General features: G+C 71.8%; 17 protein-coding genes. 4 read left to right on the forward strand and 13 right to left on the reverse strand.

Going from position 1 to position 26,334, the window contains the following annotated elements; genetic code table 11:
- Positions 1-241 precede the first annotated feature (241 nt).
- From K4G64_RS26180 to K4G64_RS26190, 3 genes are all read right to left on the reverse strand, one after another.
- Complete coding sequence (locus K4G64_RS26180) at positions 242-1,396, reverse strand: glycosyltransferase family 4 protein (RefSeq protein WP_221758454.1); 1,155 nt, start codon at positions 1,394-1,396, stop codon at positions 242-244.
- A gap of 15 nt (positions 1,397-1,411) precedes the next feature.
- On the reverse strand, positions 1,412-2,140 hold the full coding sequence (locus K4G64_RS26185) for an FkbM family methyltransferase (RefSeq protein WP_221758455.1): 729 nt from the start codon (positions 2,138-2,140) through the stop codon (positions 1,412-1,414).
- Between the two features lie 269 nt (positions 2,141-2,409).
- Complete coding sequence (locus K4G64_RS26190) at positions 2,410-2,622, reverse strand: MbtH family protein (RefSeq protein WP_308122491.1); 213 nt, start codon at positions 2,620-2,622, stop codon at positions 2,410-2,412.
- Between the two features lie 451 nt (positions 2,623-3,073).
- On the opposite strand from K4G64_RS26190, the gene K4G64_RS26195 reads away from it, so the two are divergent.
- Genes K4G64_RS26195 through K4G64_RS26205 form a run of 3 tightly spaced genes read left to right on the forward strand, consistent with a single transcriptional unit; the run spans position 3,074 to position 6,791 of the window.
- Complete coding sequence (locus K4G64_RS26195) at positions 3,074-3,877, forward strand: alpha/beta fold hydrolase (protein WP_221758456.1); 804 nt, start codon at positions 3,074-3,076, stop codon at positions 3,875-3,877.
- Between the two features lie 22 nt (positions 3,878-3,899).
- Entirely contained in the window at positions 3,900-5,801 is a 1,902-nt protein-coding gene (locus K4G64_RS26200) for an ABC transporter ATP-binding protein (protein ID WP_221758457.1), read from the forward strand.
- Positions 5,802-5,852: 51 nt separating this feature from the next.
- Entirely contained in the window at positions 5,853-6,791 is a 939-nt protein-coding gene (locus K4G64_RS26205; protein WP_221758458.1) for a TauD/TfdA family dioxygenase, read from the forward strand.
- Positions 6,792-6,884: 93 nt separating this feature from the next.
- On the opposite strand, the gene K4G64_RS26210 is transcribed toward K4G64_RS26205, so the two are convergent.
- The 9 genes from K4G64_RS26210 to K4G64_RS26250 form a co-directional block, all read right to left on the reverse strand.
- On the reverse strand, positions 6,885-7,799 hold the full coding sequence (locus tag K4G64_RS26210) for a kinase (RefSeq protein ID WP_308122492.1): 915 nt from the start codon (positions 7,797-7,799) through the stop codon (positions 6,885-6,887).
- Positions 7,796-11,035 carry an amino acid adenylation domain-containing protein gene (locus tag K4G64_RS26215; RefSeq protein ID WP_221758459.1) on the reverse strand — a complete coding sequence of 1,080 codons (3,240 nt, stop codon included), beginning with the start codon at positions 11,033-11,035 and terminating at the stop codon, positions 7,796-7,798. The genes K4G64_RS26210 and K4G64_RS26215 overlap by 4 nt, the downstream gene beginning before the upstream one ends.
- Positions 11,032-12,381 carry an ATP-grasp domain-containing protein gene (locus tag K4G64_RS26220; RefSeq protein WP_221758460.1) on the reverse strand — a complete coding sequence of 450 codons (1,350 nt, stop codon included), beginning with the start codon at positions 12,379-12,381 and terminating at the stop codon, positions 11,032-11,034. Before K4G64_RS26220 ends, K4G64_RS26215 begins: the two co-directional genes overlap by 4 nt.
- 14 nt (positions 12,382-12,395) lie before the next feature.
- Positions 12,396-13,850: an argininosuccinate lyase gene (argH, locus tag K4G64_RS26225; RefSeq protein WP_221758461.1), complete on the reverse strand. Its 1,455-nt coding sequence runs from the start codon at positions 13,848-13,850 to the stop codon at positions 12,396-12,398.
- A complete protein-coding gene (locus tag K4G64_RS26230; RefSeq protein WP_221758462.1) occupies positions 13,847-14,926 on the reverse strand; it encodes a pyridoxal-phosphate dependent enzyme in 1,080 nt (359 codons plus the stop codon). The genes argH and K4G64_RS26230 overlap by 4 nt, the downstream gene beginning before the upstream one ends.
- Positions 14,927-14,981: 55 nt before the next feature.
- Complete coding sequence (locus tag K4G64_RS26235; RefSeq protein ID WP_221758463.1) at positions 14,982-17,381, reverse strand: aminotransferase class I/II-fold pyridoxal phosphate-dependent enzyme; 2,400 nt, start codon at positions 17,379-17,381, stop codon at positions 14,982-14,984.
- Positions 17,378-18,400 carry a 4-hydroxyphenylpyruvate dioxygenase gene (hppD, locus tag K4G64_RS26240; protein ID WP_308122493.1) on the reverse strand — a complete coding sequence of 341 codons (1,023 nt, stop codon included), beginning with the start codon at positions 18,398-18,400 and terminating at the stop codon, positions 17,378-17,380. Before hppD ends, K4G64_RS26235 begins: the two co-directional genes overlap by 4 nt.
- 78 nt (positions 18,401-18,478) lie before the next feature.
- Complete coding sequence (locus K4G64_RS26245; protein ID WP_221758465.1) at positions 18,479-20,062, reverse strand: MBL fold metallo-hydrolase; 1,584 nt, start codon at positions 20,060-20,062, stop codon at positions 18,479-18,481.
- A gap of 261 nt (positions 20,063-20,323) precedes the next feature.
- On the reverse strand, positions 20,324-20,815 hold the full coding sequence (locus tag K4G64_RS26250) for a YbaK/EbsC family protein (RefSeq protein ID WP_221758466.1): 492 nt from the start codon (positions 20,813-20,815) through the stop codon (positions 20,324-20,326).
- Positions 20,816-21,050: 235 nt separating this feature from the next.
- Between K4G64_RS26250 and K4G64_RS26255 the strand changes: the two genes are divergently transcribed.
- Positions 21,051-22,094 carry a GntG family PLP-dependent aldolase gene (locus K4G64_RS26255; protein ID WP_221758467.1) on the forward strand — a complete coding sequence of 348 codons (1,044 nt, stop codon included), beginning with the start codon at positions 21,051-21,053 and terminating at the stop codon, positions 22,092-22,094.
- Positions 22,095-22,169: 75 nt separating this feature from the next.
- Here the strand turns inward: K4G64_RS26255 and K4G64_RS26260 are convergent.
- Positions 22,170-26,334 (reverse strand): amino acid adenylation domain-containing protein (locus K4G64_RS26260; protein WP_221758468.1); only part of this gene is annotated, 4,165 nt, incomplete at its 5' end.

Here is a 26,334-nt window from a genome sequence, read left to right on the forward strand (position 1 = left end):
CATCCGCCAAGCCGACCAGATCCTCGTCATCAACAACGGCCACATCCACGAACACGGCACCCACCACCAACTCCTCGCCGACAACGGCCTCTACGCCGACCTCTACCACACCCAATACGCCCCCCAGGAACGGGAAGAGGGCGCTCTTCCCGCCCCCGCACCGCGGTGAGGCGGGACCGGGCCTGACGGCTTCGTGCCGCAGCGGCCCGAGGCGCGACAAGCCCGGCGGAGGGGCGACGGCTCACCTCTGGCCGGGCACGGCCACGGGCGCTTCCCCCGGAGTGAGCAGGTGGGTCAGATGGCGGGCCGAGGCGTCCCAGGACCAGGACTCACGCACCCAGCGGCGGCCGGCGCTGCCCATCGCGGCTGCCCGGTCGGGGTCGAGCAGGACCCGTGTGAGCGCGTCGGCGATCGCCACCGTGTCGGTGCCGTCGACCACGTACCCCGTCTCACCGTCCAGCACAGTGTCCGGGGCGCCGCCCGAGTCACCGGCGATCACCGGCAGGCCGCTGGCCGACGCCTCCAGGAAGACGATGCCGAGCCCCTCCGCCTCCAGGCCGGCCTTCCTGGTGCGACAGGGCATGGCGAAGGCGTCCGCCGCGGCGTAGTACCGGGGGGTCCGGGCGTGCGCGACACCGCCGACCATCACGACCGCGCCCGGGGCATGACGGCGCACCAGTCTGCGCAGCCGGGCCTCGTCCGGGCCCCGGCCGACCAGGAGGAGCAGCGCGTCCGGCACCTCGCGCCGGATCAGCGGCATCGCCCGTATCAGCTGGTCCTGGCCCTTGCGGGGCACCAGGCGGGCGACACACAGGATCACGCGTTTGTCCTGGATGCCCAGGGCGGTGCGGACCTCCAGGGCCGCGGCGGCGTCCGGCCGGTACACCTCGGTGTCGACGGCGGGCACCAGCCGGCTCATCCGCGCACGGGGGCCCAGTGCGGGTTCGATCCGGTCGCGGGTGTACTGGCCCAGGTAGGTGACGACGTCGACGCCGTCGCCTATCCGCCGCATCATCCCCCGTGAGCCGGGCATCCTCGCCCACCAGATCTCGTGGCCGTGGGTGGTGGCCACCATGTGCCGTACGCCGCTGCGGCGCAGTGCCGGCGCCATGAGAGCGAGTGGAGCCGCCGCGCCGAACCACACACGGTCGCAGCCGTGGGACCGCGCCAGCTCCACGGCCCGGCGAGTGACCCCTCTCGTCGGCAGGAGCATGCCGGTCGACTCGCGCACGACGGGGAAGGGCAGGGTGGCGTCGTAGGCGGCGTCCCCCTTCTCCCGGGAGGTGTAGACGACGACGTCGTTGTCGGGCACACGCGTGGCCATGTGGCGGACGAAGGTCTCGATGCCGCCCTGACGGGGCGGGAAGTCGTTGGTGATGACAAGGGTGGAGCCCATGGATGCCTGGATCCTTCAGTAGGAGGGCGGAATCGGCCGGGACGTGAAGAGGTAGTTGCGGCAGTCGTCCGTGACGTGGTGCACCCGGTCCCAACGCCCGCCCCGCCACCGGTACATGCGGTAGTCGAGCGCGCCCAGCCGGTCCACCAGATCGGTCGACTTCATGTCGTACTTGGCGAGGTGACGGTCCTCGATCTCCAGCAGCAGAGCGGGCCGGCACCGCCGAAGGATGTCCTCGGCCCCCAACAGCACGGCGCCCTCCGCACCTTCGACGTCGGCCTTGATGAAGTCGACGCGGTCAAGCCCCAGATGACGGCACATGCCGTCCACCGTCCGTATCGCCGTGGGCACGGGACGGGAGCGTGCGAACTCGGTGTTCGGCCCGGGGTCACGGGCGCCCTCGGTCAGATAGGCACGCCCGTGCACGGGCAGCAACCGGCGCCTGGGCAGGCTCATCAGGCCCTGCTGCGCACGCGCGCCCAGGGCGGTCCGGTGCACCGTCACGTTGTCACAGCCGAGAGCCGTGGCCACCGTGCGCAGCCAGCGTGCCGGGCCGTGCAGCGGCTCCACGCTGTGCACCGACCCGCCAGGTCCCGCCAGCGCGGACAGTGGCCAGGTGTAGAGGCCGTACTCCGCTCCGATGTCGATGCAGACGGCGCCCGGCGGCACCAGGGGCGGCAGGCCCGCGAGCTCCGGCTCCACACAACTCAGGCGTCCGGCCGCCCAGTTCAGGGCGGAGGTCACCGAGGCAAGCCGTGTTCCCGGGCGGGCCGGCCGGGTCCGGGAGTCGATCAGTGTGTGCGGCACGTCGGTGTCCCACTCATGCGAGGCCTCTTCGTCGATCTTGGTCGGGCCTGCATGGCATCACCCACGGGTGCGGATGCCAACCCTCTCCGGATGGAGGTCCGCACACCGGGTCACCCCACAGATGTAGCCCCCGGGGGCCGAACGTGCCGGACCCCTCGCGGGACGCACGGGGCGGCACACGAGGGGTCCGGGGCGGGTCTCGGGTCTCAGCTGTTGGCCATCGCCTCGATCAGGCTCTTGGGGCGCATGTCGGTCCAGTTCGTCTCGATGTAGTCGAGGCACTCCTGTCGCCCCGCCTCCCCGAAGACGGTCTGCCAGCCGTCGGGCACGTCGACGAAGACCGGCCACAGCGAGTGCTGGCCCTCGTCGTTGACCAGGACCAGGTACTGGGCATCGGGATCCTCGAACGGATTCGTCACCACGTCATCCTCTCTCGGGTACATGAGGTGGATCGCGTCGGCGGGCACGACGACGGCCACGGGTGCAGAACGGGGTGCCGGTCGCCTGTGGTCCGGCCGCGCACACCGGTCGCACCCCACTGGAGATCCACTATGAACCAGGCGCTGCTCAGCGCGTCAACCACCGACCGTAGCCGGGCTCACGCCGTCCGGGCGCCGTTCAACCGCGCCGCCGCGGCAGTTGAACGGGGGCCGAGGAGTGGGCCGGGGATGCCTTGATCGGCCGGCCCGCGCGGTGCGATGGTGAGGCGCGCAGCACGACGGGGGTCGTACGACCGCACGGCCGACAGGTCGGCACGGGTCCAGCTGTCGACTTCCCCGGCCGTTCTCCGGTCATCGGCGGACGCCGCCCTTCTCCCCCCGGCCCGCCTCGACTCTTTCTGCACGCGACGATCAGTGACGGGTGTGTGCCATGCCTTTTGTCAGCACCAACGGGATCCGGCTCTCCTACCAGAGATCGGGTGACGGTCTCCCGGTCCTCCTCATCATGGGCTCCGGGGCGGCCGGCCATGTGTGGACGACCCATCAGACCCCCGCTCTGCACCGGGCGGGGTACGAGACGATCGTCTTCGACAACCGGGGCATCGGGGCGTCGGACGCGCCCGAGGGGCGCTACGCGCTGGCCGACCTGGTCGCCGACACCCGCGGGTTGATCGAGGCCCTGGACATCGGCCCCTGCCACATCGTGGGGACGTCGATGGGCGCCATGATCGCCCAGGAGCTGGCCCTGGAATCCCCCCATCTGGTGCGCTCGGCGGTGCTGCTGGCCACCCGGGCACGGGCGGACGCGGCCCGTAGCGCGATGGCGGCGGCGGAGCAGCGGATGCGGGACGAGGGCATCGAGCTGCCCGCCGACTACGAGGCCGTCAGGACCGTGCTGGAGATGCTGTCCCCCACGACGCTGAACGACGACGTCGCGGTGCAGTCGTGGCTGGAGATCATGGAGCTGACCGGTGGCGGCCGGAAGTCCGCGGACGGGCAGGCGTGGGTCGGCAACAACGGTGACCGGCGTGAGGCACTGCGCGGCGTCACCGTCCCGTGCCGGGCGATCGCCTTCGCCGACGATCTGATCTGCCCGCCGTACCTGGTCGCCGAAGTCGCGGACGCCATCCCCGGCTGCGACTTCGTGACGCTGCCCGACTGCGGTCACCTGGGGAACCTGGAGCGCCCCGAAGCCGTGAACGCCGCCATCGTCGAGTTCCTCGGCAAGTACTGACATGCCGGGGAGGGCGGGGTCCATGACACGCACCGAGGACCGTCGCAGGGCCGGCCGGGGGACGCTGCGGCGCATCCTGCCGTACGCCGCGCGGCGCCGCGGACCGGCGATCCTGCTGGTGCTGGTCACGGTCATCGGGGCGGTGTGCACGGCCGGAAGTCCCCTGCTGCTCAAGGTGATCATCGACGACGGCATCGTGCCGCGCAGGCCCGGTGTGGTCCTGTGGACCTGTGTCGCCATGGCGGGGGTGGCCGTACTCAACGCGGCGGCCCTGTTCGTCAGGGCCTGGTGCTCGGGCCGGATCGGTGAAAGCCTCGTCCACGATCTGCGCACGACCGTGTTCGACCATGTGCAGAAGCAGCCCCTGGCGTTCTTCACCCATGCCCAGACGGGCGCCCTCATCAGCCGGCTCAACAACGACGTGAACGGGGCCCGGCAGGCTGTGACGGCGCTGCTGACCCAGTCGGTGTCGGCACTGCTGACCCTGGGGCTGCTGCTGACGTCGATGTTCCTGCTGTCGTGGCAGATCGCCCTGGCCGCGCTGCTGCTGATCCCCGTCTTCCTGATCCCGTCCCGGCTGATGTCGCGCAATCTGCAGCGGCTCACCCGGGAGGGCATGGAGCTGGACGCCGAGATGAGTTCGCTCATGACCGAGCGGTTCAACGTGTCGGGGGCGATGCTCGCCAAGCTCTACGGACAACCCGACACGGAGGCCGCCCTGTTCTCGGCCAAGGCGGGCCGGGTTCGTGACCTCGTCGCCGCCCGGGTCGTCTACGGCCGGCTGATCGTCATCATGCTCAGCGTGCTCACCGGACTGACCACGGCACTCGTCTACGGCCTGGGCGGCAGTCTGGCCATCGACGGCACGCTGGAGATCGGCACACTGGTGGCCCTGGCCGCGCTGCTGTTGCAGGTGTACGCCCCGATCAACCAGCTGTCGACGATCCAGACCACCGCCATGACGGCCCTGGTCGCCTTCGACCGGCTCTTCGAGATCCTCGACCTGGAGGTCTCCGCGGCGGACACGGCCGGCCCGTCACAGGTGACGGCCCTCGGCGAGGAGGAACGCATCGAGGCGCCCGAGGTGGTGTTCGAGGGTGTGAGTTTCCGCTACCCCACCGCCTCCGAAGTCTCCCTGCCCTCCCTGGAAACCACCGACCGCCCCGAAGAACCCACCCCCACCAACACCGTCCTCAACAACCTCACCTTCCACGCCCCCGCCGGCCGCCTCACCGCCCTCGTCGGCCCCTCCGGCGCCGGCAAAACCACCATCACCCACCTCGTCCCCCGCCTCTACGACCCCACCCACGGCACCATCCGCATCGCCGGCCACGACATCCGCACCCTCACCCGCCACACCCTCACCAACACCGTCGGCGTCGTCACCCAGGACGCCCACCTCTTCCACGACACCCTGCGCGCCAACCTCACCTACGCCAAACCCGACGCCACCGAAGACGAACTCGTCAACGCCTGCAGAACAGCCCTCATCTGGGACACCATCACCCACCTCCCCCACGGCCTCGACACCATCGTCGGCGACCGCGGCTACCACCTCTCCGGCGGCGAAAAACAACGCATCTCCATCGCCCGCCTCCTCCTCAAAGCCCCACCCGTCGTCGTCCTCGACGAAGCCACCGCCCACCTCGACTCCGAATCAGAAGCCGCCATCCAACAAGCCCTCGACACCGCCCTCGCCGGACGCACCTCCCTCGTCATCGCCCACCGCCTGTCCACCATCCGCCAAGCCGACCAGATCCTCGTCATCAACAACGGCCACATCCACGAACACGGCACCCACCACCAACTCCTCGCCGACAACGGCCTCTACGCCGACCTCTACCACACCCAATACGCCCCCCAGAGGGACCACAACGGCGACGACGACACGGCCGGTGTCGCCGCCACTCGCTCGTCAGAGTGAGCCGCGGTCGACCGGCACCGCGTCCTCGCACCCCGGAACGGAGAACCGGCCATGCCCGATCAGCACGTGGATCCGCTCGTCCGGCTGGAGGCCGACGCGGCCTCCGGTGCCGCCGCCTGGATCGGCGCGCACCGCACACCGATCCTCGAGGCGGTGCGGGAGCACGGCGCCGTCCTCGTGCAGGGTCTGCCGACCTCCGACCGGGACACCGCGGTGGCCGCCGTCCGGGCCGTCATCGCGGACGGGATGCCCGAGCGTGAGGGATTCGCCCCGCGCGACGCCCTCGCGCCGGGCGTGTACTCCTCGTCGCACTGGCCGGACGACCAGCCCATGTGCATGCACCACGAGCTGAGTTACGCCGCCACGGTGCCCCGGCTGCTGGCCTTCGCCTGCGTCACGCCTCCCGCGTCCGGCGGGATCACCGCCCTGGCCGACGCCCGGGCCGTGCTGCGCGACCTGCCGGCGGACCTGGTCGGGCGGTTCGAACGGCACGGGTGGCGCCTGCACCGGCACTACAACCCGTACGTCGGCACGTCCTGGCGGGACGCCTTCGGCACCGAGAGCCGGGAGGACGTCGACCGCTACTGCGCGGAGCACGGCGTGGAGGCGATCTGGCACGGCGACGACACGCTGAGCACCGTGCAGACCCGCCCCGCGATCCTGGAGCACCCGGACACGGGCGAGCGCAGCTGGTTCAACCAGATCGCCTTCCTCAACGAGTGGACGATGGAGCCGGCCGTCAGGGAGTTCCTGGTGGCGGAGTTCGGCATCGAGGCGCTGCCGTTCAACACCTTCTTCGGTGACGGAGCACCGCTCGACCGGGTCATGGTCGACGCCATCAACGAGGCGTACGAGAAGCACACGGTGCGCCGCCCGTGGCAGCGCGGCGACCTGCTGGTCGTGGACAACACGCGCATGGCCCACAGCCGCGAGCCGTTCCAGGGCGACCGGGAGATCGTCGTGGGGATGGGAGAGCCGTTCCGGCGCTGACCCGCGAAGCGGGCCGCGAGCGCGGGCCGTGACAGGACTGAGGGGCGCATCCGGATCGGATGCGCCCCTGGTGCGGCTCGACGCGCGGCGGTGTCAGTCGAAGCTGAGGGTGCGGTAGACGGCCACGTTCCCGGCGAGTTCCTGGCAGGCCTGGGCCACCGACGCCAGCCGCGCCGAGGCGTCGGGTGTGCCCATCTCCAGCAGGACCCCCACCGTGGTGCCGCTGTGGCCGACGACGACGCCGAGTCCGCCGGCCGCCTCGCAGACGGCGGACATCGGCTCCAGGAACCGTTTGGGACGCAGGTCCTGGTTCATCCGCGCGCTGGCCGTCGCCACCCGGCCGACCTCGGCGAGGTCCCGACGGGCGACGGCCACCGTGGCGCGGTCGAGCAGACGGGCGTACTCCCGCTGGTCCGCGGCCGTGAACGGCTTGGGGATGCTGTTGAAGGCGACCGTGTCGACCTCGCCACCCTCGTCGACGCCGACCACCGCCATCGACGGCAGGGATCCCAGCGTGGCGCGCAGCCGCACACTGCGGTGGTGGTAGGCGACGATCGACGGATAGAGCACCCCGTCGGTCGGCTCGATCCGGGCCAGGTACGCCTCGATGCGGGGCGCCGGCATGGGCGTGCCCAGGGCGTTGCCCACGGCGCGGGCCGTCGCGACCAGGTCCGCCGACGAACTCGCCAGTCCCTTGCCCTCGGGCAGTGTGCTGTCGATCCGCAACAGCCCGCCCGCCGTCAGCCCCTCGTCCTCGAGGATCATGGACGTGAGGCGGAGCGCCTTGCGCTTGTGGGCAGGCCGCACCTGTGTCTCCGGGCTGTGCGGGCGCAGCTCGAAGCGGGCCACGGACCAGCGCGCGACGGGCAGTGTCACCAGGAAGTCGCCGTCGTCCTCGGGCAGTCTGCCCTGGAGCAGTTCACCGAAGGTGCCGAAGGCCGCGCTCACCCCGGTCGCCGCGGTACGCGGGGCGCCGGGGGGAGCCGTCAGCGATGCGAACGAGGTCACTGCGCCCGGCCCAGCCGCTCGGGCCGCAGGCAGAACGACCGGACCAGGGCGGCGGTGTCCGCGGCGCGTGTGCTGACGAAGTAGGGGCCACCCTCGTCCAGCTGGTGGAGCGTCACCTCGTCGGCCAGGGCCTTCCAGCCGCCGTGCCCGGCCGGGTCGCCCGCGGTGGCCGCGTCGTCCCGGGCCAGCACCACGTGGACCGGAGTGCGCAGGTGGTGGGCCGCGGGGTTCTCACGGATCCCGATCAGGTGGCGGCCGGCGGCCAGGACGTCGTGCCGGTAGGCGCGTCCGACCACGCCAGCCCGCTCGGGTTGCAGCGCGTCCAGTTCCACGTAGGCGCTGCCGGCCCGGAGCCGTTCCAGCAGGGTGGCGTCTTGCGCGGTGTCCACCTCGGCCATCGCCGCGCGCAGGACGTCGGTCTCCTCCAGCAGGCAGGCTCCGATGAACAGCCGCTCGGCCGGGGTGCCGGCCTCCTCCAGGAGCCGGGCCGTCGCGGCGGCGATCGCCGCGCCGGAGCCGTGCCCCCACAGCAGGACGGGGGTGCGCACGCGTTCGGTGATCTCGTCACGGACCCGGCGGGCCACGGCCCGCACGTCCTGCAGGGCCTCGCCATCCGCGAGATCGTGCCCCGGCAGTTCCACCCCGAGGACGGCCGTCCCGTCGTGGCCCAGCTCGGTCGCCAGGGAACGGAAGTTGACGGCGTTGCCGCCCGCGTACGGGAAGCAGACCAGGGTGTGGTGCGGTGCGGGTACGGAGGACAGCGGCTGGACCAGGGTCGTCGCGGCGGCGCTCTCGTCTCCGCTACGGCGGGCGTCGAGGACGGCGGCCAGGTCGACGAGGACCGGCTGGGCCATGAGGTCCTTCAGGGAGATCGCCCGCTCGAGGCGGACGAGCAGCCGGACGGCGGCGAGCGAGGTGCCGCCGAGGTCGAAGAAGCCGTCGTTGCGGCCGACGCGCTCGACGGGCACTCCGAGGACTTCCGCCCACAGCATGGCGAGCCGCTGTTCGGAGGCGGTGACGGGGGCGACGTAGGGGGCGTCGCCGTGGCCGAGCATGCCGGCCAGTTCCACCAGGGCCTTCTTGTCCACCTTGCCGTTCTCGGTGAGCGGGAGGCGCTCCAGCTGGTGGACGTAGGCGGGCATCATGTAGTCGGGCAGGCGGGCCGCGAGGAAGTCGTGCACCTGCTCGCCCGGCACCGCCTCGGCGGCACTGAAGAACGCGACCAGGTTGCGCTGTTCACCGGCTGCGCCGTCGACGACGACCGCGGCCTCTCGCATGCCTTCCATCGTCGAGAGCTTGCTCTCGATGTCGCCGATCTCGATCCGGAATCCCCGGATCTTGACCTGTTCGTCACGGCGGCCGAGGAATTCGATGCTGCCCTCCGGCAGCCAGCGGCCGAAGTCGCCGGTCCGGTACATGCGGGTGTCCGCCCGGAACGGATCGGCGACGAACGCCTCCCGCGTGCGTTCCTCGTCGTTGATGTATCCGCGGCCCACGCACACGCCGGAGAAGGCGATCTCCCCGACCGATCCGAGCGGAACCAGCTGGAGGTTCTCGTCCAGGACGTAGGTGTTGACGTTGCGCAGGGAGCGTCCGACCGTCACGGTGCCGCTCTCGGGCGCGCGGTCGAGAACCTCGTGCATGGTGTCGTCGGAGACCTCGGTGGCGCCGTAGCCGTTGACCAGCTTGATGTCCGGGTAGAGCGCGAACCAGCGTGCCACGAGGTCGTACTTGAGTGCCTCACCGGTCACCGAGACCGCGCGCAGCGGCGCGAGGTCGCGCCGGTCACGTTCCAGGTGGGTGAGGAGGACCTCCAGATAGGAGGGGACGATCTGGACCTGGGTGACCCGTCCGGCGGTGATCTCGTCGAGGAAGTCCGTGACGTCGAGCTGTGTCCGGGTGTCGACGACACGGACGGTGCCGCCGGTCATGAGGGGGGCGGCGACCTGCCACAGGGAGATGTCGAAGCACTGGGAGGCGGTCTGTGCGACGACGTCCCCGGGGCCGTCGCGCAGATCCATGTCCTCCACTTTCATGTAGAGGTGGTTGAGCATGCCCGCGTGCTCGCACAGGGCTCCCTTGGGGGCGCCGGTGGAGCCGGAGGTGAAGTAGATGTAGGCCGCCCGGCCGGGGTCCACGGCCACCTCGGCCGGTGTCGCCGGCCACTGCCCCGCCTGAACGTCCGGCACGGACAGCGGGACGGGCGGTGTGGTGAGTGCGGCACCGGCCCGGCGCACCAGCTCTTCGCTGCCGGGCTCGGTGAGAGCGAACGCACAGGCGCTCCGGTCGAGTTGCGCGGCGACTCGGTCGACGGGGAAGTCGGGCCGTACGGGGAGGTAGATCCCGCCGGCCTTCAGCACGCCGAGCGTCGCCGCGATCCAGTCGAGGCTGCGGTCCATGACCACGGCGACGACGTCCTCGGCGTTCAGACCGGCGGCGAGGAGGGCGTGCGTGATCCGGTTGGCGCGGGCGTCCAGCTCTTCGTAGGTCCAGGACTGCGCGCCGTGTTCGGCGGCGATCGCCTGCGGGGCGCTGCGCACGCGGTCCTGGAAGAAGTGCATGAAGGTGCGCCGGGGCAGTTCCGTGCGGGGCCCCGCGAGCCCGTGCAGCTGGGTGTCGACCTCGGCCTCGGACAGCAGGCTCTGCCGGTCGTGACGGGCCGCGGGTGCCTCGGTGAGCAGCCGGAGCGCGGTGAGGTGGTAGCCGGCCAGTCGCTCGGCGTAAGCCGCGTCCACCACGGTCCGGTCGTGTACGACACGCAGGGCGAGCCCGTCGCCCTCACGCTCCCAGCGGATCCGCAGCACGGTGCCGGCTTCGAGGGAGCCGCCGGACGCGGGCGGGAGGCCGGCCGTGAGCCCGGACAGGTCGAGCAGGACCTCCCGCCCGGCACCCGCCGGGTGCTCTTCTCGGGTGGCCCGGTCGGCCTCGGCGACCAGTCGAGCCCAGCTGGAGCCCGTCACATGCAGGCGCAGCGGTGTCTCCGCGGCGCCCGGCGCGTCGGGGAGGTGCCCGATGAGCAGGTCGGCCTCGGCGGTGACGGTCGCGAGGACGCGCGCGTGGGCGGCGGTCAGCACGGCGGCCGCCGGGACTCCGAGCGCGGCGGCGGTGTGCCGGACGGCCGCGGCCAGACCGGCGGGGACCGGGGACAGGTGCACCGCGGTGCCCGGTTCGCCGCCTGCGCGACCGGTCCAGCGGGGGATCCGGGTGAAGGCCGGTTCGTTGGTGTCGTCAGTCACTGGTGCCCGACTCCTTGCTGCGGTGTGTTTCCGATGGGGGGCCGCCGGAGCGTGGTGCCCGTGGGCCGTTCGGCATCCGCGGCGGCACCGGTGCCGTCCAGCCGGATGTCGATCATCCGCAGGGCGGTGAGAGCGCGGGCGGACGCCGTGCCGGGGTCGGGGCCCGAGGCGACCACGCAGCCCAGGCGGTCCTGGAACGAGTGAGTGACGCGGACGTCGCGTCCCACGGTGGTGGTCGTGAGGGCGGCGACCCCGGGGGCGGCGGCCGCCTCCCGCAGGCCGTGCACCGCGGTGACCCGGCCTGCGCGCCGCGTGCACAGGAAGCGCACGGCCGCGTGCCCCGCCCCGGGCGTCCGGGGTGCGGGTTCCTGTCCGCAGGCCCGGGCCACGGAGGCGTCCACGAGGTCGACGCCGAGGGCCGTGCGCAGGGCGAGCGGGATCATCCCGCCGGCCAGGCGGGGGTTGACCTCGATGACGACGGGTCCCTGCGGGCCCAGGCGCAGTTCGGTGTGGGCCGCTCCCCAGCCGAGTCCCAGGGCGGACAGCGCGGACAGCGCCGTCTCGGCGAGGGCGGCCTCGGTGGGCGGCGCCACCGGGGCGGGCACGTCGTGGCCGGTCTCGACGAAGTACGGCTCGGAACCGAGGTGCTTGGAGACGACGGCGACGACCGACCCGTCGAAGGTCTCGACGGAGAACTCCGGTCCGCGGACGGCCTCTTCGACCAGGATCCGGGTCGGCACGGGGTTGCCCCGCTCGTCGGTGCCGCGGCGGAGCAGTTCGGTGGCCCAGATCCGGGTCTCGGCCATGTCGCGGCACAGGCGCACCCCGACCGATCCCGATCCACTGACGGGCTTGAGGACGACGGGGTGGCCCAGGGCCTCGGCCGCGCCGAGGGCGTCGGCCACGTCATCGACGGCCTCGAAGGCCGGTACGGGGACTCCGGCGTCCCGCAGGACGGTGCGCTGGACGTCCTTGGCCCGGCAGCGGGCGATGGCGTCCCCGTCGGCGGCGGGAAGCCCTGCCCGGGCTGCCGCGTGGGCGGCCGCGGCCACGAAGTACTCGGAGCTGGAGGCGATCCCGGCCAGGCCGCCGTCGGCGGCGAGGGCGGCGCACGCCTCAAGGACGGCCGGCAGGTCGGAGGTGTCCAGCAGCCGGGTCTCGATGCCGTCCTGCGCCGCGTACGGGTAGCGGGCCGGGTCCCGGGTCAGCAGGACGGGGCGCAGTCCGCGGGCGCGCGCGGCGGCGCAGAACTCCCGCCCGGTGCCGGTGGTGTTGCTCTCCAGGAAAGCGAACCACGGTGCCCGCGCCCCGTTGTCGCCCTGCCGAGCCTGTGCAGCGCTGCTCAATCGGTCCTCCCTCGTCATGGACGCCTCATGATGGCCTGGACGGCCCCGGTGAGCCGCTCCCGGGCCTGTACCGTCCGCTCCCGGTGGGCCGCGAGCTGATCGGCGTGGCTGCCCAGGGCCTCCCGCAGGACGGCGACGACCCGGGAGCACTCACCGGGGCCGCCTCCGCGGTCGTGGGCGGCGACGACGGCGTCGAGCGAGCCGAGTTCGGGCCCGAGCTCCCGTGCGGTGCCGTCCGGTGTGGTGATCTTGGTGAGTTCCGTCTCCCCTGCCTCGACGGCGTCGCGCACGGCGGCCCCGACGACGTGGTGCGCGGTGCGGAACGGCATCCCTTCGGCGACCAGCCGGTTGGCGACGACGGTGGCCGTCACGAAACCTTCCCGGGTCCGCTGTTCGGTCCGGCCGGGGTCGGGGCGACCGCCGCTGACCAGGACCTGGGCGAGCAGGACGCAGTCCCGCACGGCGGCGAAGGCCGGCCAGGCGACGGCGACCGCCTCGGTGCCGACCTCGATGGAGTTGGTGAAGGGGGTCGACTTCATGGCGGCGGCCGACGCCGTCCAGGCGCCGATGGCCGCGGCGGACTTGGCCTTGACGTGTTCCAGCAGGAAGGCGTTGCGCTTCTGGGGCATCGCGGAACTGCCGCCGACCAGTCGCTCCGGGAACGTGACGAACCCGAACTCCTGGGTGCTCCAGAGCTGCAGGTCGGTCGCGAGCCGGCTCAGGGTGAGCCCGGTGGAGGCGACGTCGGCCAGGGCGCGCAGCACGCCGTCCCGGGCCGCCACGGCGTCGGTGGCGTGCAGCGGTGGCTCGGCGAAGCCGAGCAGCTCGGCCGTGCGGGCGGGATCGACCGGCAGGTCGGTACCGGCCACGGCTCCCGCGCCGAGGGGGCAGCGGCGCAGCTCGCCCAGGGTGTGCCGGAGGGCGCCGATGTCACGGTCCAGGGCGGTGGCGAGACCGGCGAGATAGTAGCCGTAGGTGATCGGCATCGCGGGCTGGAAGTGTGTGTAGACGGGCATGACGACGTCCCGGTGGGCCCGCGCCCGGGACAGCAGGACCGCCTGCAGTCGCAGCAGCTCACCGAGCAGGTCGGTGAGTTCCGTGCGCAGCCGGATGGCGGTGATGGTGGCCTTGATGTCGTTGCGGGAGCGGGCGGTGTGCAGCTTGCCGCCGACGTCCGTTCCGAGCTGGTCGATCAGGTGGCCTTCGTACATGAGGTAGAGGCCGCGCGGTGCGTCGTTGCCGTACAGCTCCCGGAACCCGTCCGCCCGCAGCCGGGTGATGTGGGTCAGCAGGGCCGCGGCCGCGGGTTCGGGGAGCAGTCCGGTCTCGGTGAGCATGACGATGTGCGCCAGGTCGATGGTGCTGGTGGCGTCGAGTTCGGCGCGGATGTCGGCGGCGCCCGGCTGTCCGTAGACAACGCGGCGGGTGCGCGGGCCGAGGGTGCGGTTGAGCCGCCCGGTGGTCGTCATGACGCGATCCGCTCGGCGAGCGGGCGCAGGTCGCGCGGGACCGTGCCGTGCACCTCGTCGTAGGAGCGGCGGGCCCAGTCGATGCGGGTCCAGCGGTCGTCGGCCTGGTCGGGCCGTTCCACGGTCACGGGCTCGGTCTGCGGCTCCTGGTCGGCGAGGGTGTGACCGTGGGCGGCGAGCCACTCGTCGTCGTAGACGGTGGCCTGGTAGCGGTAGCCCTCGTCGGGGAGCAGGACCACGCAGGTCTGGTCCGGGTGGCGTTCGGCGTACCAGCGTGCGATCTGGTAGGCCGCGCCGCTGGTGGGGCCCTGGTAGAGGGCGTGCCGGGTGTGCAGGGCCCGGGTGTGGGCGTAGACCTGGCCGGGCGGGCACCAGTGCACCTCGTCGAAGACACTGTGGCGCAGGTTCTCCGGCCACAGGCTGTTGCCCATGCCGCGCAGCGAACGCGGACCGTCGGGCTGCCCGAACAGGACGCTGGAGTGGCTGTCCACGCCGATGGCGCGGGTGTGCGAGGTGTGTTCACGCAGCGCGCCGACGGTGCCGCACATGGAACCGCCGGAGCCGACCGGGCCGATGACGCAGTCGACGGCGCCGAGGGCCGCGGAGAGCTGCTCGGCGACCACGGCGTAGGAGCGCGGGTTGTCGGGATTGCTGTACTGCTCGGGGCAGAAGCTGTCGGGGAGTTCGGCGCGGATCTCGGCGAGCCGGCGCAGCCGCGCCTCCTGGAAACCGCCGACGGGGGCGGGTTCCGGGCAGATCTCCACCCGGGTGCCGAGCCCGGCGAGCCGGCGGTGCAGGTGGACGTCGATGGCGGGGTCGCTGACCAGGATCAGCGGCCGCCGGGTCAGGGCGGTCTGCATGGCCAGGGCAAGGCCGAAGGTGCCCGAGGTGGTCTCCACGACGACTGTGTCCGGGCCCAGTTCACCGCGCTCGTCGGCCCGTTGCAGGATGTAGGTGGCCGGCAGCAGCTTCATGAGGGTGAAGGCCGCTCCGTACAGGTTGGGGCCGAGGCGGATGAGGCGTGGCAGGAGCTGCGCCTCGGTGATGGACTCGTGGATCCCGGCGGACACCGGCATGGATGTGCTCCCTCGGTTCTGTGGGACGTGTGTGGGGGCACCGGCCTGCGCCCGGTCACCTCGCGCTCTCGGCCCTGATGAAGCGCGCGAGCCTGCCGATGCCCTCGGTGATCTGCTCATGCGTCAGGTAGCTGACGGACAGCCGGAGCATGTGCTCGCCGCCGCCCTGGGGGTGGAAGTACGACATCGGCGTCCAGATCACGCCGAACTGTTCCGCCGAGCGCGTCAACGCGGAGTCGTCGGCTCTGAACGGCACCCGGACGCCCAGGAAGAACCCCCCGGCGGGCGTGTTCCACCGGACGCCGAGCCGGGTCCGCTCGGCCTCGGGCAGCCGCTGCTCCAGCTGTTCGAGCGTGACCCGCAGGGAGTCGCCGTAGTGGGCGGCGCTGCGGGTGTTCAGCGGTGCGGCCCGGCCACCGCCGGTGAGCAACATGCCCGCGACGACGGCCTGGCTGATCGACGAGGTGTTGACCGTCACCATGCTCTTGATCTTCGCGAGTTCGTCGGCGAGCAGCCCCGTGCCGCCGTCGGCGCCGACGACCTGCTGGTCGGCGACGGCGAAGCCGACGCGCGCGCCCGGGAAGAGGCTCTTGGCGTACGAACCCAGGTGGACGACCCGACGCGTGCGGTCGAGCGACTTCAGTGTCGGCAGTTGCTCGCCCGGGCTGACCAGACGGTACGGGCTGTCCTCGAGGATGAGCAGGTCGTGCCGCTCGGCGAGGTCGAGCAGTTCATGCCTTGTCCGGAGCGGGAGGGTGGTGCCCGAGGGGTTGGAATGGTCGGGGACCACGTAGAAGGCCCGGGGGCGGCGGCCGCGCGCGCGTTCGCGCCGGATCGCCGCTTCGAGGTCGGCGCAGCTCAAGCCGTCCGGTGACTCGTCGACCGGGGTGGGCACCACGTCCAGCAGCCGGGCGGCACCGGTGATGCCGACGTAGCAGGGACTGGCGACGAGCAGCGCGTCCTCGGGGCCGGCGATCAGGGCGCGCACCGCCAGGAACATCGCCTCCTGGGCGCCGACGGTGACCACGACCGACTCGGGCGGCACGTCGATGCCTTCGTCCTTGCGCAGCGACTCGGCGATCAGTTCGCGGATCTGACCGGCTGTCGGGCCGTACTGGTAGAGGGCCGACCGGATGGCCTGGGGCGAGGCGCCCTCGCCTTCCAGATGATCGAGGTAGCGGCGCAGATGGGCGAAGACGTCGGCGGTGTCGAAGAAGCCGTCGTAGGGGCGGCCCGGGGCGAAGGAGACGGCGTCCGGGTAGCGCTGCGTCACCTCGTTGAGGAAGGTCATCGTGTCCAGCACCGGCTCGGACAGGCTGCCGTGCAGGTGTTCGCGGCGCAGCGCCGGGGCGGGGCCGGGTACGTGCGGTGGTGCGGGCTCGGGGAGCGGTTCCGGCCGGCCGTGGACGAGTGCGGGGTCCGCGTGCCGGGCGGACGGGGTGCCGGTGAGGACCATGGTCTCGGTCAGTTCCCCGGCGAGGATGTCCAGGACGTCCTCGACGCCCCGCTGTCCGGCGACCGCCAGACCGTGCAGCACGGGCCGGCCGACCAGTACGGCATCGGCACCGAGGGCGAGCGCCGCCAGGACGTCCGTGCCGCTGCGCACCCCGCCGTCGAGCAGGACCGGGCAGGAGTCCACGGCCGCGGCGATCTCCGGCAGCACGTCGAGGGTCGCCGGGGCTCCGTCGAGCTGTCGTCCGCCGTGATTGGAGACCACGATGCCGTCGGCTCCGGCGTCCCTCGCGCGCCGGGCGTCCGCACCGGTCAGTACTCCCTTGACGAGGACCGGCAGCGGGCTGACCGACCGCAGCCACTCGACCACGGACCAGTCCAGTGCGGGATCGAAGGCCGTGAGCGCATGACCGCTCGGCGAACGGAAGTCGTCCGCGGGCAGGTTGGCGGGCTCGATGCCCCGCGGCAGCCGGAAGTCGTTGCGCACGTCACGCAGCCGACGGCCGAGCCGGGGGGCGTCCACGGTGAGCACCAGCGCCTCGAAGCCGGCCTGCTCTGCCGCCTCGACGAGCTCGCGGGTCGTGGCCCGGTCACGGAAGCAGTAGACCTGGAGCCACAGCGGGCTGTGCGCGGCGGCCGCGATCTCTTTGAAGGGCAGGCCCGCGAACGTGCTGACGACGAGCGGCACGCCCGCCGTCCCGGCCGCGCGGGCCGTCGCGGCCTCGCCCTCCGGATGGGCCAGGGTGTGGTAGGCGACCGGTGCGATACCCACCGGGATGCGCCAGGTTCGGCCGAGCACGGTGGCCGTGGTGTCCGGCGCGCCCGCCCCGGACAGCATCCGGGGCCGCAGCCGGACCTCCTCGAACGCGGCGAGGTTGGCGGCAAGGGTGCGCTCCTGCCCGGCTCCGCCGGCCACGTAGTCCCAGACCGGCGGTTCGAAGCGGGAGCGGGCCGCGGCTTCGTAGTCGGCCAGGGTGAGCAGACGCGAGCCGGGGGCGCTCATCCCGCGGTCAGCCGATCGCGCTCCACGGCCTCGTACAGGGCACGGATGTTCGCGCTGCCGAAGCCGCGGGAGCCACGGCGCTGGATCAGCTCGTAGAAGAGGGTGTTGCGGGGGTACGGGGAGCGGGAGAACACCTGGAGCAGGTGGCCCCATTCGTCGCGGTCGGCGAGCACCCGGACGTCCCTGAGCTGCGCTATCTCGGTGCGGAGGTCGGCGAACCGCTCGGTGAGCAGGTCGTAGTAGGTGTCCGGGGTGCTCAGGAACCGCACTCCGTTGCGCCGGTGCTCGCGCACGGTGGGGATGATGTCCTCGACCAGGAAGGCCAGGTGCTGCACGCCCTCCCCTCCGTTGCGCTCCAGGAACGCGTCGAGCTGTCCCGGGTCCTTGCCCGGGTCGGGCGCGACCAGGGTGAAGGTGACCCCTCCGGAATCGCTGCGGACGACGATCGAGTCCATCGCCTGCCCCCCGACGTCCACGTACTCGCTGGAGTAGTGGCTGAGGCCGAGCACCTTCTGGTAGTAGTCCGCCTGAGCGCTCAGGTTGCCACCGGTCACACAGACGGCGATGTGGTCCAGGCCGACGATCCGGCCCGGTGCGGCGCCTGTCGCGTCCGCGGAGAGCACCCAGTTGCGGCCGGGCGGCAGCGTGGGTGCCGTGCCGACGACGGCGGGGACGAGGCTGTGGGAGACGTCACCGAAGCCCGCCACCACGGTGCTGCCGTACGCGGAGGTGGTGACGTCCGCGCCGACCGCGCCGGCCGCCTCGGCGATCTCGGTCACCGCGGCGGCCTCGCAGGCCAGCGCGATGTCCGCGACCCCGTCCCCGTGCTCGTCGAGGAACCTCCACACGCCCCGGCCCGACGTCACCACGAGGCGCACGTCGCCCTGGCCGAGCAGCACCGAGCTGCGGTCGACCTCGACGCTGTCCGCGATCCTCGTGAAGCCCATCGCCGAGACGAGGTGGTCGACGGCGGACACTTTGTCTTTCGTGTACAGCTCGACGTACGCAATGTTGTGCACGGCCACTGGGATCCTCCTACGGCGGGTGCAGCCACGGGCTGCCGTCGGGTCGGTCGGGGCGGGCGGGACGTCAGCCCGCTACCAGCGCCACTCCTGCTGCTTGAAGAGGTGGCCGGCCTTGATGTTGCGGTCCGCGCACCAGGTGAGGAACTCCTCGATCTGCTTGATCTGGTAGGTGTCCTCGGTGTAGGTGGTGGCCATGACGTGGCCCAGCCAGTCCTCCTCGCCCATGGCGTAGACGTACGCCTCGGTCGCGCCCAGCTCGGTCATGATCGCGGAGGCCTGCTCCGCGTTGGAGCCGGAGAGCTTGCGGGAGCTGCTCATCTTCCGGGTCATGGGGCGGGTGATGAGCGACTGGTACAGCCAGATCAGCGACGCCCCGTCGCACTCCATGCCGAGGAAGGCGTAGTCGGCGGTGCCCAGGTGGTTCTTGATGTGCCGGTACAGGGCCGGCGCGATGCCGGAGGAGTCGGCGCCGACGAAGACCTTCTTGCCGGCGAGCTCGACCCAGTACGTCGACTTGGCGCGGATGTCGAGGTCGCAGTGCTCGCCGAGGAACGGGGTCGCGGTGACCTTGCCGCCGGGGAACTCGATCTCGTCGAAGTCGTCGACCTCGACGACCGAGAAGCCCTGGTTGCCCAGCATGAGCGCGAGCGACGGGTCGGGGAGATTGCCGCGCGAGCTGCGGGGCACCACGATCGTCCCGACGCGGCCGCGCAGCTGCATCAGCGTCTCGAAGACGATGTGGTCCTGGTGGCCGTGCGTGATCAGCACGAGGTCGATGAAGTCCGGCAGGTCGTCCAGCGTGTAGCGGTCGCCCGCGGTGCTGTCGGCGCTGATGAACGGGTCGGTCACGATGGAGCCCTGGGGCGTCTGGAGGACCAGGCAGGCGTGGCCGAAGTAGCGGATCCGGCCGCCGCCCTCGATGTGCCGGTCGGGGGCCAGGCTCGGTTCGGGGCTGAGCATGGTGGACAGTTGCTTGGCCTGCAGGTCGTCCAGGCCGAGCGCGTCACGCAGATGACCGAGGCTGGTGGGCCGGATCCGGGTGCGGAACAGCTCGGCGAGACCCTCGTGGCGGAACGGGACGTCGATGTCCAGCACGTCCGGGGAGGGGAGTCGCGGCGTGGAGAGGATGAACGGACGCTCGATGCCGGTCTCGAACGACAGCTGCACCGACTGCCGGTCCTCCGCGTAGACCTTGCTCTTGTAGAGCAGGGGCTCCATGAAGCGCATCTGCGCCTGGTTGTCGGTGTCGTACGCCAGCTCGACAAGACCGCTGAGCTCCTCGGGGAGCTGGGGGTAGAGCGGGGTCAGGTCGAAGCCGGTGGCGTTGGTACGCAGCAGCTCCTGGCCCTCCGCGATCGCCTCGGCGAAGCGCAGCATGTCCGCGCGGTCCCGCTTGATGGCGGCGACCAGGTCGCGTACCTCGTCGGCACGGTGCTCCGGGATGTTGATGAAGTAGCCGCCGCGCAGCTCGGGGTTGTGGCTGGCGGCAACGTGGACCTGCGGGTTCTGGAGGTACGACTCGAGCAGCCGCAGGTGCAGGAAGGCCAGGTTCATCGACGCCGGCACCGGGGCGACCGTGTGCGGCTGCGCCACGAACCTGTCCACGAGCGGTTCCACGATGACCTTCGACCGCAGGAACAACTGCTCATCAGCCATTTAAGGCTCTCCGTTCGGGAAATTCGACAACGTCAAATGGTGTGAGGTGCGCCATGCCCATTTCCCTGGACCCTGAGAAGGGGGGCACCACAGCAGACCCGACCGAATTGCGCGGGTCCGGTTGCTCTCCGGAATCAGCATGACCGGCCGATGGCGAACGATCAACACTCGACGGGTTCAGACGAGCGCGGCACTCATCGTGCCGTGCCGGCGCGGCCGTTCGGCATCGTATTCAACTGCGGCACCGCGGCAGTTGAACGGTCACACCGCGATCGGTGCGACCTTGGGGCGGGCCAGGTCCAGGTAGTCGGCCACGGACAGGGCCACGGACACGTCGAGCCGGCCGGCGTTGAAGTAGATCTCCTCGTGCTGCAGCAGCCCGTCGTCCACGAGCACGTCCAGGTCGGCCGAGAAGGAGAGCGGTGCGATGGCCCCGCTGACGCTCCCGGACAATCGCTCGGCGACCTCCCGAACGGCGAACGAGGCCTCCTGGCCGCCGTATTGGCCGGCCAGGGCGTCCAGGTCGACCCGGCGGTGCCCGGGCACCACGGCGAGCACATAGCGCCGCGAGCGGCGGCCCGTCGCGACGCGGGTCACGATGGATTTGGCCGCCTGCTCCAGCGGGTGGCGGCGCAGCCGGCTGGCCACGTCGGTGCGGCCTTCGGGTGCGTGGCGGATCACTCGGTAGAGCACCGAGCGCTCGGCGAACAGATCGGTCAGCCGCTCATATGGATCGCAGTCGTTGTCAGGCATTTCGCACACTCCGCATTCAGAAGGAGGAGCCAGGCGCAAGGAAAGCCCGACCGACTGCCTGTCGACATGAGGATTCTCGGCCGGTACCCGCGAAAAGTCTTGCCGTGTCAGGATGCCCGGGCATGCCCGGACTTCTTTCAATTCCCGCACGAGGAACGCTCATAAAACGGAGCGGATTCCAAAGTCCCTTGCTTCGGCGGCGGGAACCTATGACTGCACGGAGGTCGACCAACCGATGATCGAGATGCGCAGTGACACGTTCACCCTTCCCACCGGGGACATGATGGCGGCGATCGCCGCGGCTCCGCTCGGTGACGACGTGTACGGCGAGGACCCGACCGTACGGGAGCTGGAGGAGACGGCGGCGCGCACATTGGGCAAGGAGTCGGCCTGCCTGATGCCCAGCGGCACCATGGCGAACCTCGCCGCCATCATGGCCCACTGTCCGCGCGGTGCCAAGGTGCTCGTGGGCGCCGAGAGCGACATCTACCTCTACGAGGCGGCCGGTGCCGTCGTCTGCGGCGGTGTGACGTACGAGCCGCTGCCGAACCAGCCGGACGGCACGCTCCTGCTCGACGATCTGCGCGCCGGGCTCGCCGAGGACGCGGAGGACCCCCAGTTCGCGCTGCCCGGCCTGATCTGCCTGGAGAACACGCAGAACCGGTGCGGCGGAGTGCCGTTGAGCCCGGTCTACCAGGACGAGGTGCGCCGTTTCGCCGACGAACAGGGTCTGCCCGTCCATCTCGACGGAGCGCGGTTGTTCAACGCGGCCGTCGCCCTGGGCGTATCGCCCGCGGAGGTGGCGCGGGCCGCGGACTCGGTGCAGTTCTGCCTCTCCAAGGGACTCGGCGCACCGATCGGGTCCGTGGTCGCGGGCAGCGCCGACTTCATCGCGTCGGTGCACCGCATCCGCAAGATGCTCGGCGGTGGCATGCGGCAGGCGGGCATCGTGGCGGCCGCCGGCCTGGTCGCCCTCGCGGACGCCGGGCGGCTCGCCGAGGACCATGCCAACGCCCGCGCGTTCGCCGAGGGTCTGGCCGGGATCCCGGGGATCGAGATCGACCCGGACACGGTACGGACGAACATCCTGCTGTTCCGGGTCGTCGCGGGCGGGTTCACCCCGTCCTCCTTCGTGCACACCGCGCACCGGGCCGGGCTGCGCGTCGGCGAGTTCGGCCACGGCCGGATCCGGGCGGTGCTGCACTCCGGCGTATCCCGGCAGGACGTGACCACCGCCCTCGACCGCGTGGCCAAGGCACTCGCGGAGGGCCCGGCGTAGGACGCCACCGGCCGACCGGCCACAGCCCGAGGGGCCCTGAGCGCGGCATACGCTCAGGGCCCCTTCGCCGTTCCGTCAGCGGAGGTCGCCGCGCCAGGCCTCCACCGCCGACCAGACCTCGCGCAGGTTCTCCGGATCGGCCAGCCGGTAGTGCGTGCACGGCAGGCCCACCTCGGTCACCTCACCGGTGACATGGGGCTTCCACAGCTCCCCGGTGAGCCCGTCCTCCCGGTTCTCCCGGCTCCCGTCCGCCACGATCAGCAGGGCGTCACCGTCGAACCGCCGGAAGGTGTGTCCGTCCCGGAGCACTTCGTGGTTGTGCAGCACCCGCGCATAGGTGCGGTACTCCTCGTCCGTCACCGCGCCGAGTACACCGCCGCCCTGCTCGCGCACCACGTCGACCAGCCGGTCCAGCGGGTCCCCCTCCCCCGCACTCGCCGCCGTCTCCCGGGGGACGTGCGCGCCGGGCTCGTTGTCGCCGGCCCTGGTCCACGGGTACTGGTCGAGGAGGACCAGCGACCCGACCTCCTCGCCCGCCTCGCGCAGCTGCACGGCCATCTCGTGCGCCACGACGCCGCCGTACGACCAGCCGAGCAGGTGGTAGGGGCCCTCGGGCTGTACCGAGCGGATCTGCTCCAGGTAGTCGGCCGCCATCTCCGCGATGGAGCCGGCCGGAGCGGAGGCGCCGTCCACTCCGCGCGCCTGGAGCCCGTACACCGGGATGCCGGCCGGCACGTACCGGGCCAGCGGCATGTAGCACCAGCTCAGGCCGCCGGCCGGGTGCACGGCGAAGAGGGGCGGGCGGCTGCCCTCCGTCCTGATCGGCAGCAGCACGTCCAGCGCGTCCCGCACGGAGGACAGCGACATCCGCTTCAGCAGGCCCGCCGCCGTCGGCGCGGCGAACACATCGCGGACGACGATCGACACCCCGCGTTGCTTGAGCCGCTCCACGAGCCGGACGGCCAGCAGGGAGTGCCCGCCGAGTGCGAAGAAGTCGTCGTCCACGCCGACCGACTCGACCCCGAGGACCTCCGCGAAGGCGGCGCACACGTTCGTCTCGAACGAGGTGACGGCCCAGTTGGCGTGGGACTGCTGGGCGGTGCCGGTGCTGTCCGGCCGGGGCAGCGCCTTGCGGTCCAGTTTGCCGTTCGGCATCAGCGGCAGCCGGTCCACGACCAGCACCGCCGAGGGAACCATGTATCCCGGCAGCCGGTCCTGGGCGATCGCCCGTGCCGCCTGCCCGAGGCCGTCGACCGCGTCCGCGCCGGTGTCCCGGTTCGGCACCAGGTAGGCCACCAGCCGCTGGTCCCCGGGGGTGTCCTCCCGGACGAGCACCACGGCCTGGGCGACCGAGGGGTGGGTGGCCAGCAGGGCCTCGATCTCGCCCAGCTCGACCCGGAAGCCGCGCACCTTCACCTGGTCGTCGGAGCGGCCCACGTACTGCAGCTCCCCGCCGTCCGTCCACCGTACGACGTCGCCGGTGCGGTACATGCGCTCCCCGCCGGTGCCGAACGGGCAGGCCACGAAGCGGCCCGCGGTCAGCCCCGGTTTGCCCAGGTAGCCGCGCGCCATGCCGTGGCCGCCGATGTACAGCTCCCCCGCGACCCCGGGAGCCACCGGCGCCAGGGTGTCGTCCAGCACGTACACCTGGGTGTTGGCGATCGGCGTCCCGATGGAGGTGGCGTCCGCGTCCTGCCCGCGCAGCTCCTTCGCCGTCGACCAGACGGTGGTCTCGGTCGGGCCGTAGAGGTTGGTGAGGGTGGGCGTCTTCGCCAGGAGGGTGCGGGCCAGGTCGGCCGGGAGTGCCTCGGCGCCGATCATCGCGCGGATGCCGGTCCAGTCGACCGGGTCCTCGCCGTCGGCCGCCAGCCCGCGCCACAGACTCGGCGTGGCGTGGACGACCGTCGCCCCGGTCGAGCGGATCACCTCCCGCAGCGCCCAGGGGTCGAGTACGTCCTCCTGCGCGGCGAGATCGAGGCGCGCGCCGTTGAGGAGCGGCAGGTAGAACTCGAAGCCGGCCATGTCGCAGCCGTGCGTGCTGACGGCCAGCAGCCGGTCGTCGGCGCCGAGCCCGAACATGTCCTGCATCGACATCAGGAAGTTGACGATGGCCCGGTGTTCGACCAGCACACCCTTGGGGCGTCCGGTGGAGCCGGAAGTGTAGATGACCCACATCGGGTGCTCCGGATACAGCGGGGCGATGCGCTCACCGTCCTCCACGTCCCGGTCGGCGTATCCGGACAGCGACTCGACGACGGCCGGATCGTCCAGGATCACCACCGGGGGTGCGGTGCGCCGGTCCGCCCCCAGCTCGAACTCGTGCAGCCGCTCGCGCATGCTCGCACCGGTCAGCAGGCACACCGCTCCCGAGTCCGCGATCACATAGGCGATGCGATCAGCCGGGTAGTGCGGGTCGATCGGCAGGTAGGCCGCGCCCGCCTTGAGCACGGCGAGCAGGGAGACGACCAGGTCGACGGTCCGCTCGAAGACGACCGCGACCACCGACTCCGGGCCCACGCCCTGGTCGATGAGGTACCGCGCCAGCCGGTTGGCCCGCGCGTCCAGCTCCGCGTAGGTCAGCTCCGTCTCACCGGAGGCCAGGGCGGTCCGGTCCGGCGTCCGCACGACCTGCCGCCGGAAGAGCTCCACCACCGTGGTGTGCGGCACCTCGGCGGCCGTGTCGTTCCAGTCGCTCAGCACCCGCCGGCGCTCGGCCGTGTCCAGCAGGTCCACGGCTCCGAGCCGGGTCTCCGGCGCGCCGGACAGCAGCGTGAGGACCCGGACGTAGCGCTCGGTGAGCCTGATGACCGACTCCGGTTCGAACAGGTCGGCCGCCGCGACGACCGTCCCGCGCAGGCCCTCGGGAGCGCCCTTCTCACCGAACAGCTCGACGAGGTTCAGGTCCAGGTCGAACTTGACCACCGCGGGCTCCACCGGGTCCCGTGGGTCGTCCGAGGACTGGGCGTTGTTCGAGGATTGCAGGTCGTCCCGGGACTGCGGGTCGTCCGGGGACTGCGGTGCCCCGCCCGGGCCCGTATCCGGGCCGGTGCCCGAGCCGGACAGGTCCAGGACCGCGTCGGCGGTGTTCTCCAGCAGGAGCATCACCTGGAACAGGGGGTGGCGGGCCATGGAGCGGGCCGGGGACAGCTCCTCCACGAGCTTCTCGAACGGCACGTCCGGGTGGGCGAACGCGCCCAGTCCCGCGTCCCGCACCCGGCCCAGCACCTCACGGAACGTGGGGTCGCCGGACAGGTCCGTGCGCAGCACGAACGTGTTGACGAAGTAACCCGCCAGGTCGTCCAGGGCCTCGTCGGTACGGCCGGCGAGGGCCGAGCCGATCGGTATGTCGTCCCCGGCGCCGAGCCGGGAGAGCAGTACCGCGAGGGCGCCCTGCAACACCATGAACATCGTGACGCCCTCGGCCCGCGCCAGCTCCGCCAGCCGTGCGTGCACCTCGGCGGGGATCTCCAGCCGTACCCGGTGGCCCTGGTGCCCGACCACCGCGGGACGCGCGTGGTCGAAGGGCAACGCCAGCTCCTCCGGGATGCCGGCCAGCGTCTCCCGCCAGTAGGCGACCTGGCGGGACATCAGGCTGTCCGGGTCGTTGGCGTCGCCCAGCAGCTCGCGCTGCCAGAGGGCGTAGTCGGCGTACTGCACCGGCAGCGGTTCCCACTCCGGAGCCCGGCCCGCGCACCGCGCCGTGTACGCGAGGGTGACGTCCCGGGCCATCGGAGCCCACGACCAGCCGTCACCGGCGATGTGGTGGATCACCACGACCAGCACACTGTCCCCGGCGTCGACCCGGAACAGCCAGGCCCGGATCGGCACGTCATGCGCCAGGTCGAAGGTGTGCGCCTCCGCCGCGGCGACGGCCGCGTCCAGTTCCCCGGCCGTCACCTCCTCGACCACCAAGGCCCAGTCCAGACGGTCCGCTTCGAGAATGCGCTGACGGGGCTCGCCGTCCACGGCGGGGAAGACGGTGCGCAGCACCTCGTGCCGGCCGAGCACGTCACGGAACGCGTGGTCGAGGGCGGCGGTGTCGACATCACCGGCGAGCCGCACGGACACCGGGATGTTGTAGGTGGCGCTGGGTCCTTCGAGCTGGTCGATGAGCCACAGGCGGCGTTGGCCGTAGGACAGCGGTACCAGGTCGGGCCGCGGGCGTGCGGTCAGTGCGGGCCTTGCACCGTCGGCCTCACCCAGCCCGGCCGCGAGTCCGGCAACCGTCGGCGTGTCGAAC

Origin of the sequence: Streptomyces sp. WAC04114, from assembly GCF_019733245.1 — a bacterium.
GTDB classification, from domain to species: Bacteria; Actinomycetota; Actinomycetes; order Streptomycetales; family Streptomycetaceae; genus Streptomyces; species Streptomyces massasporeus_A.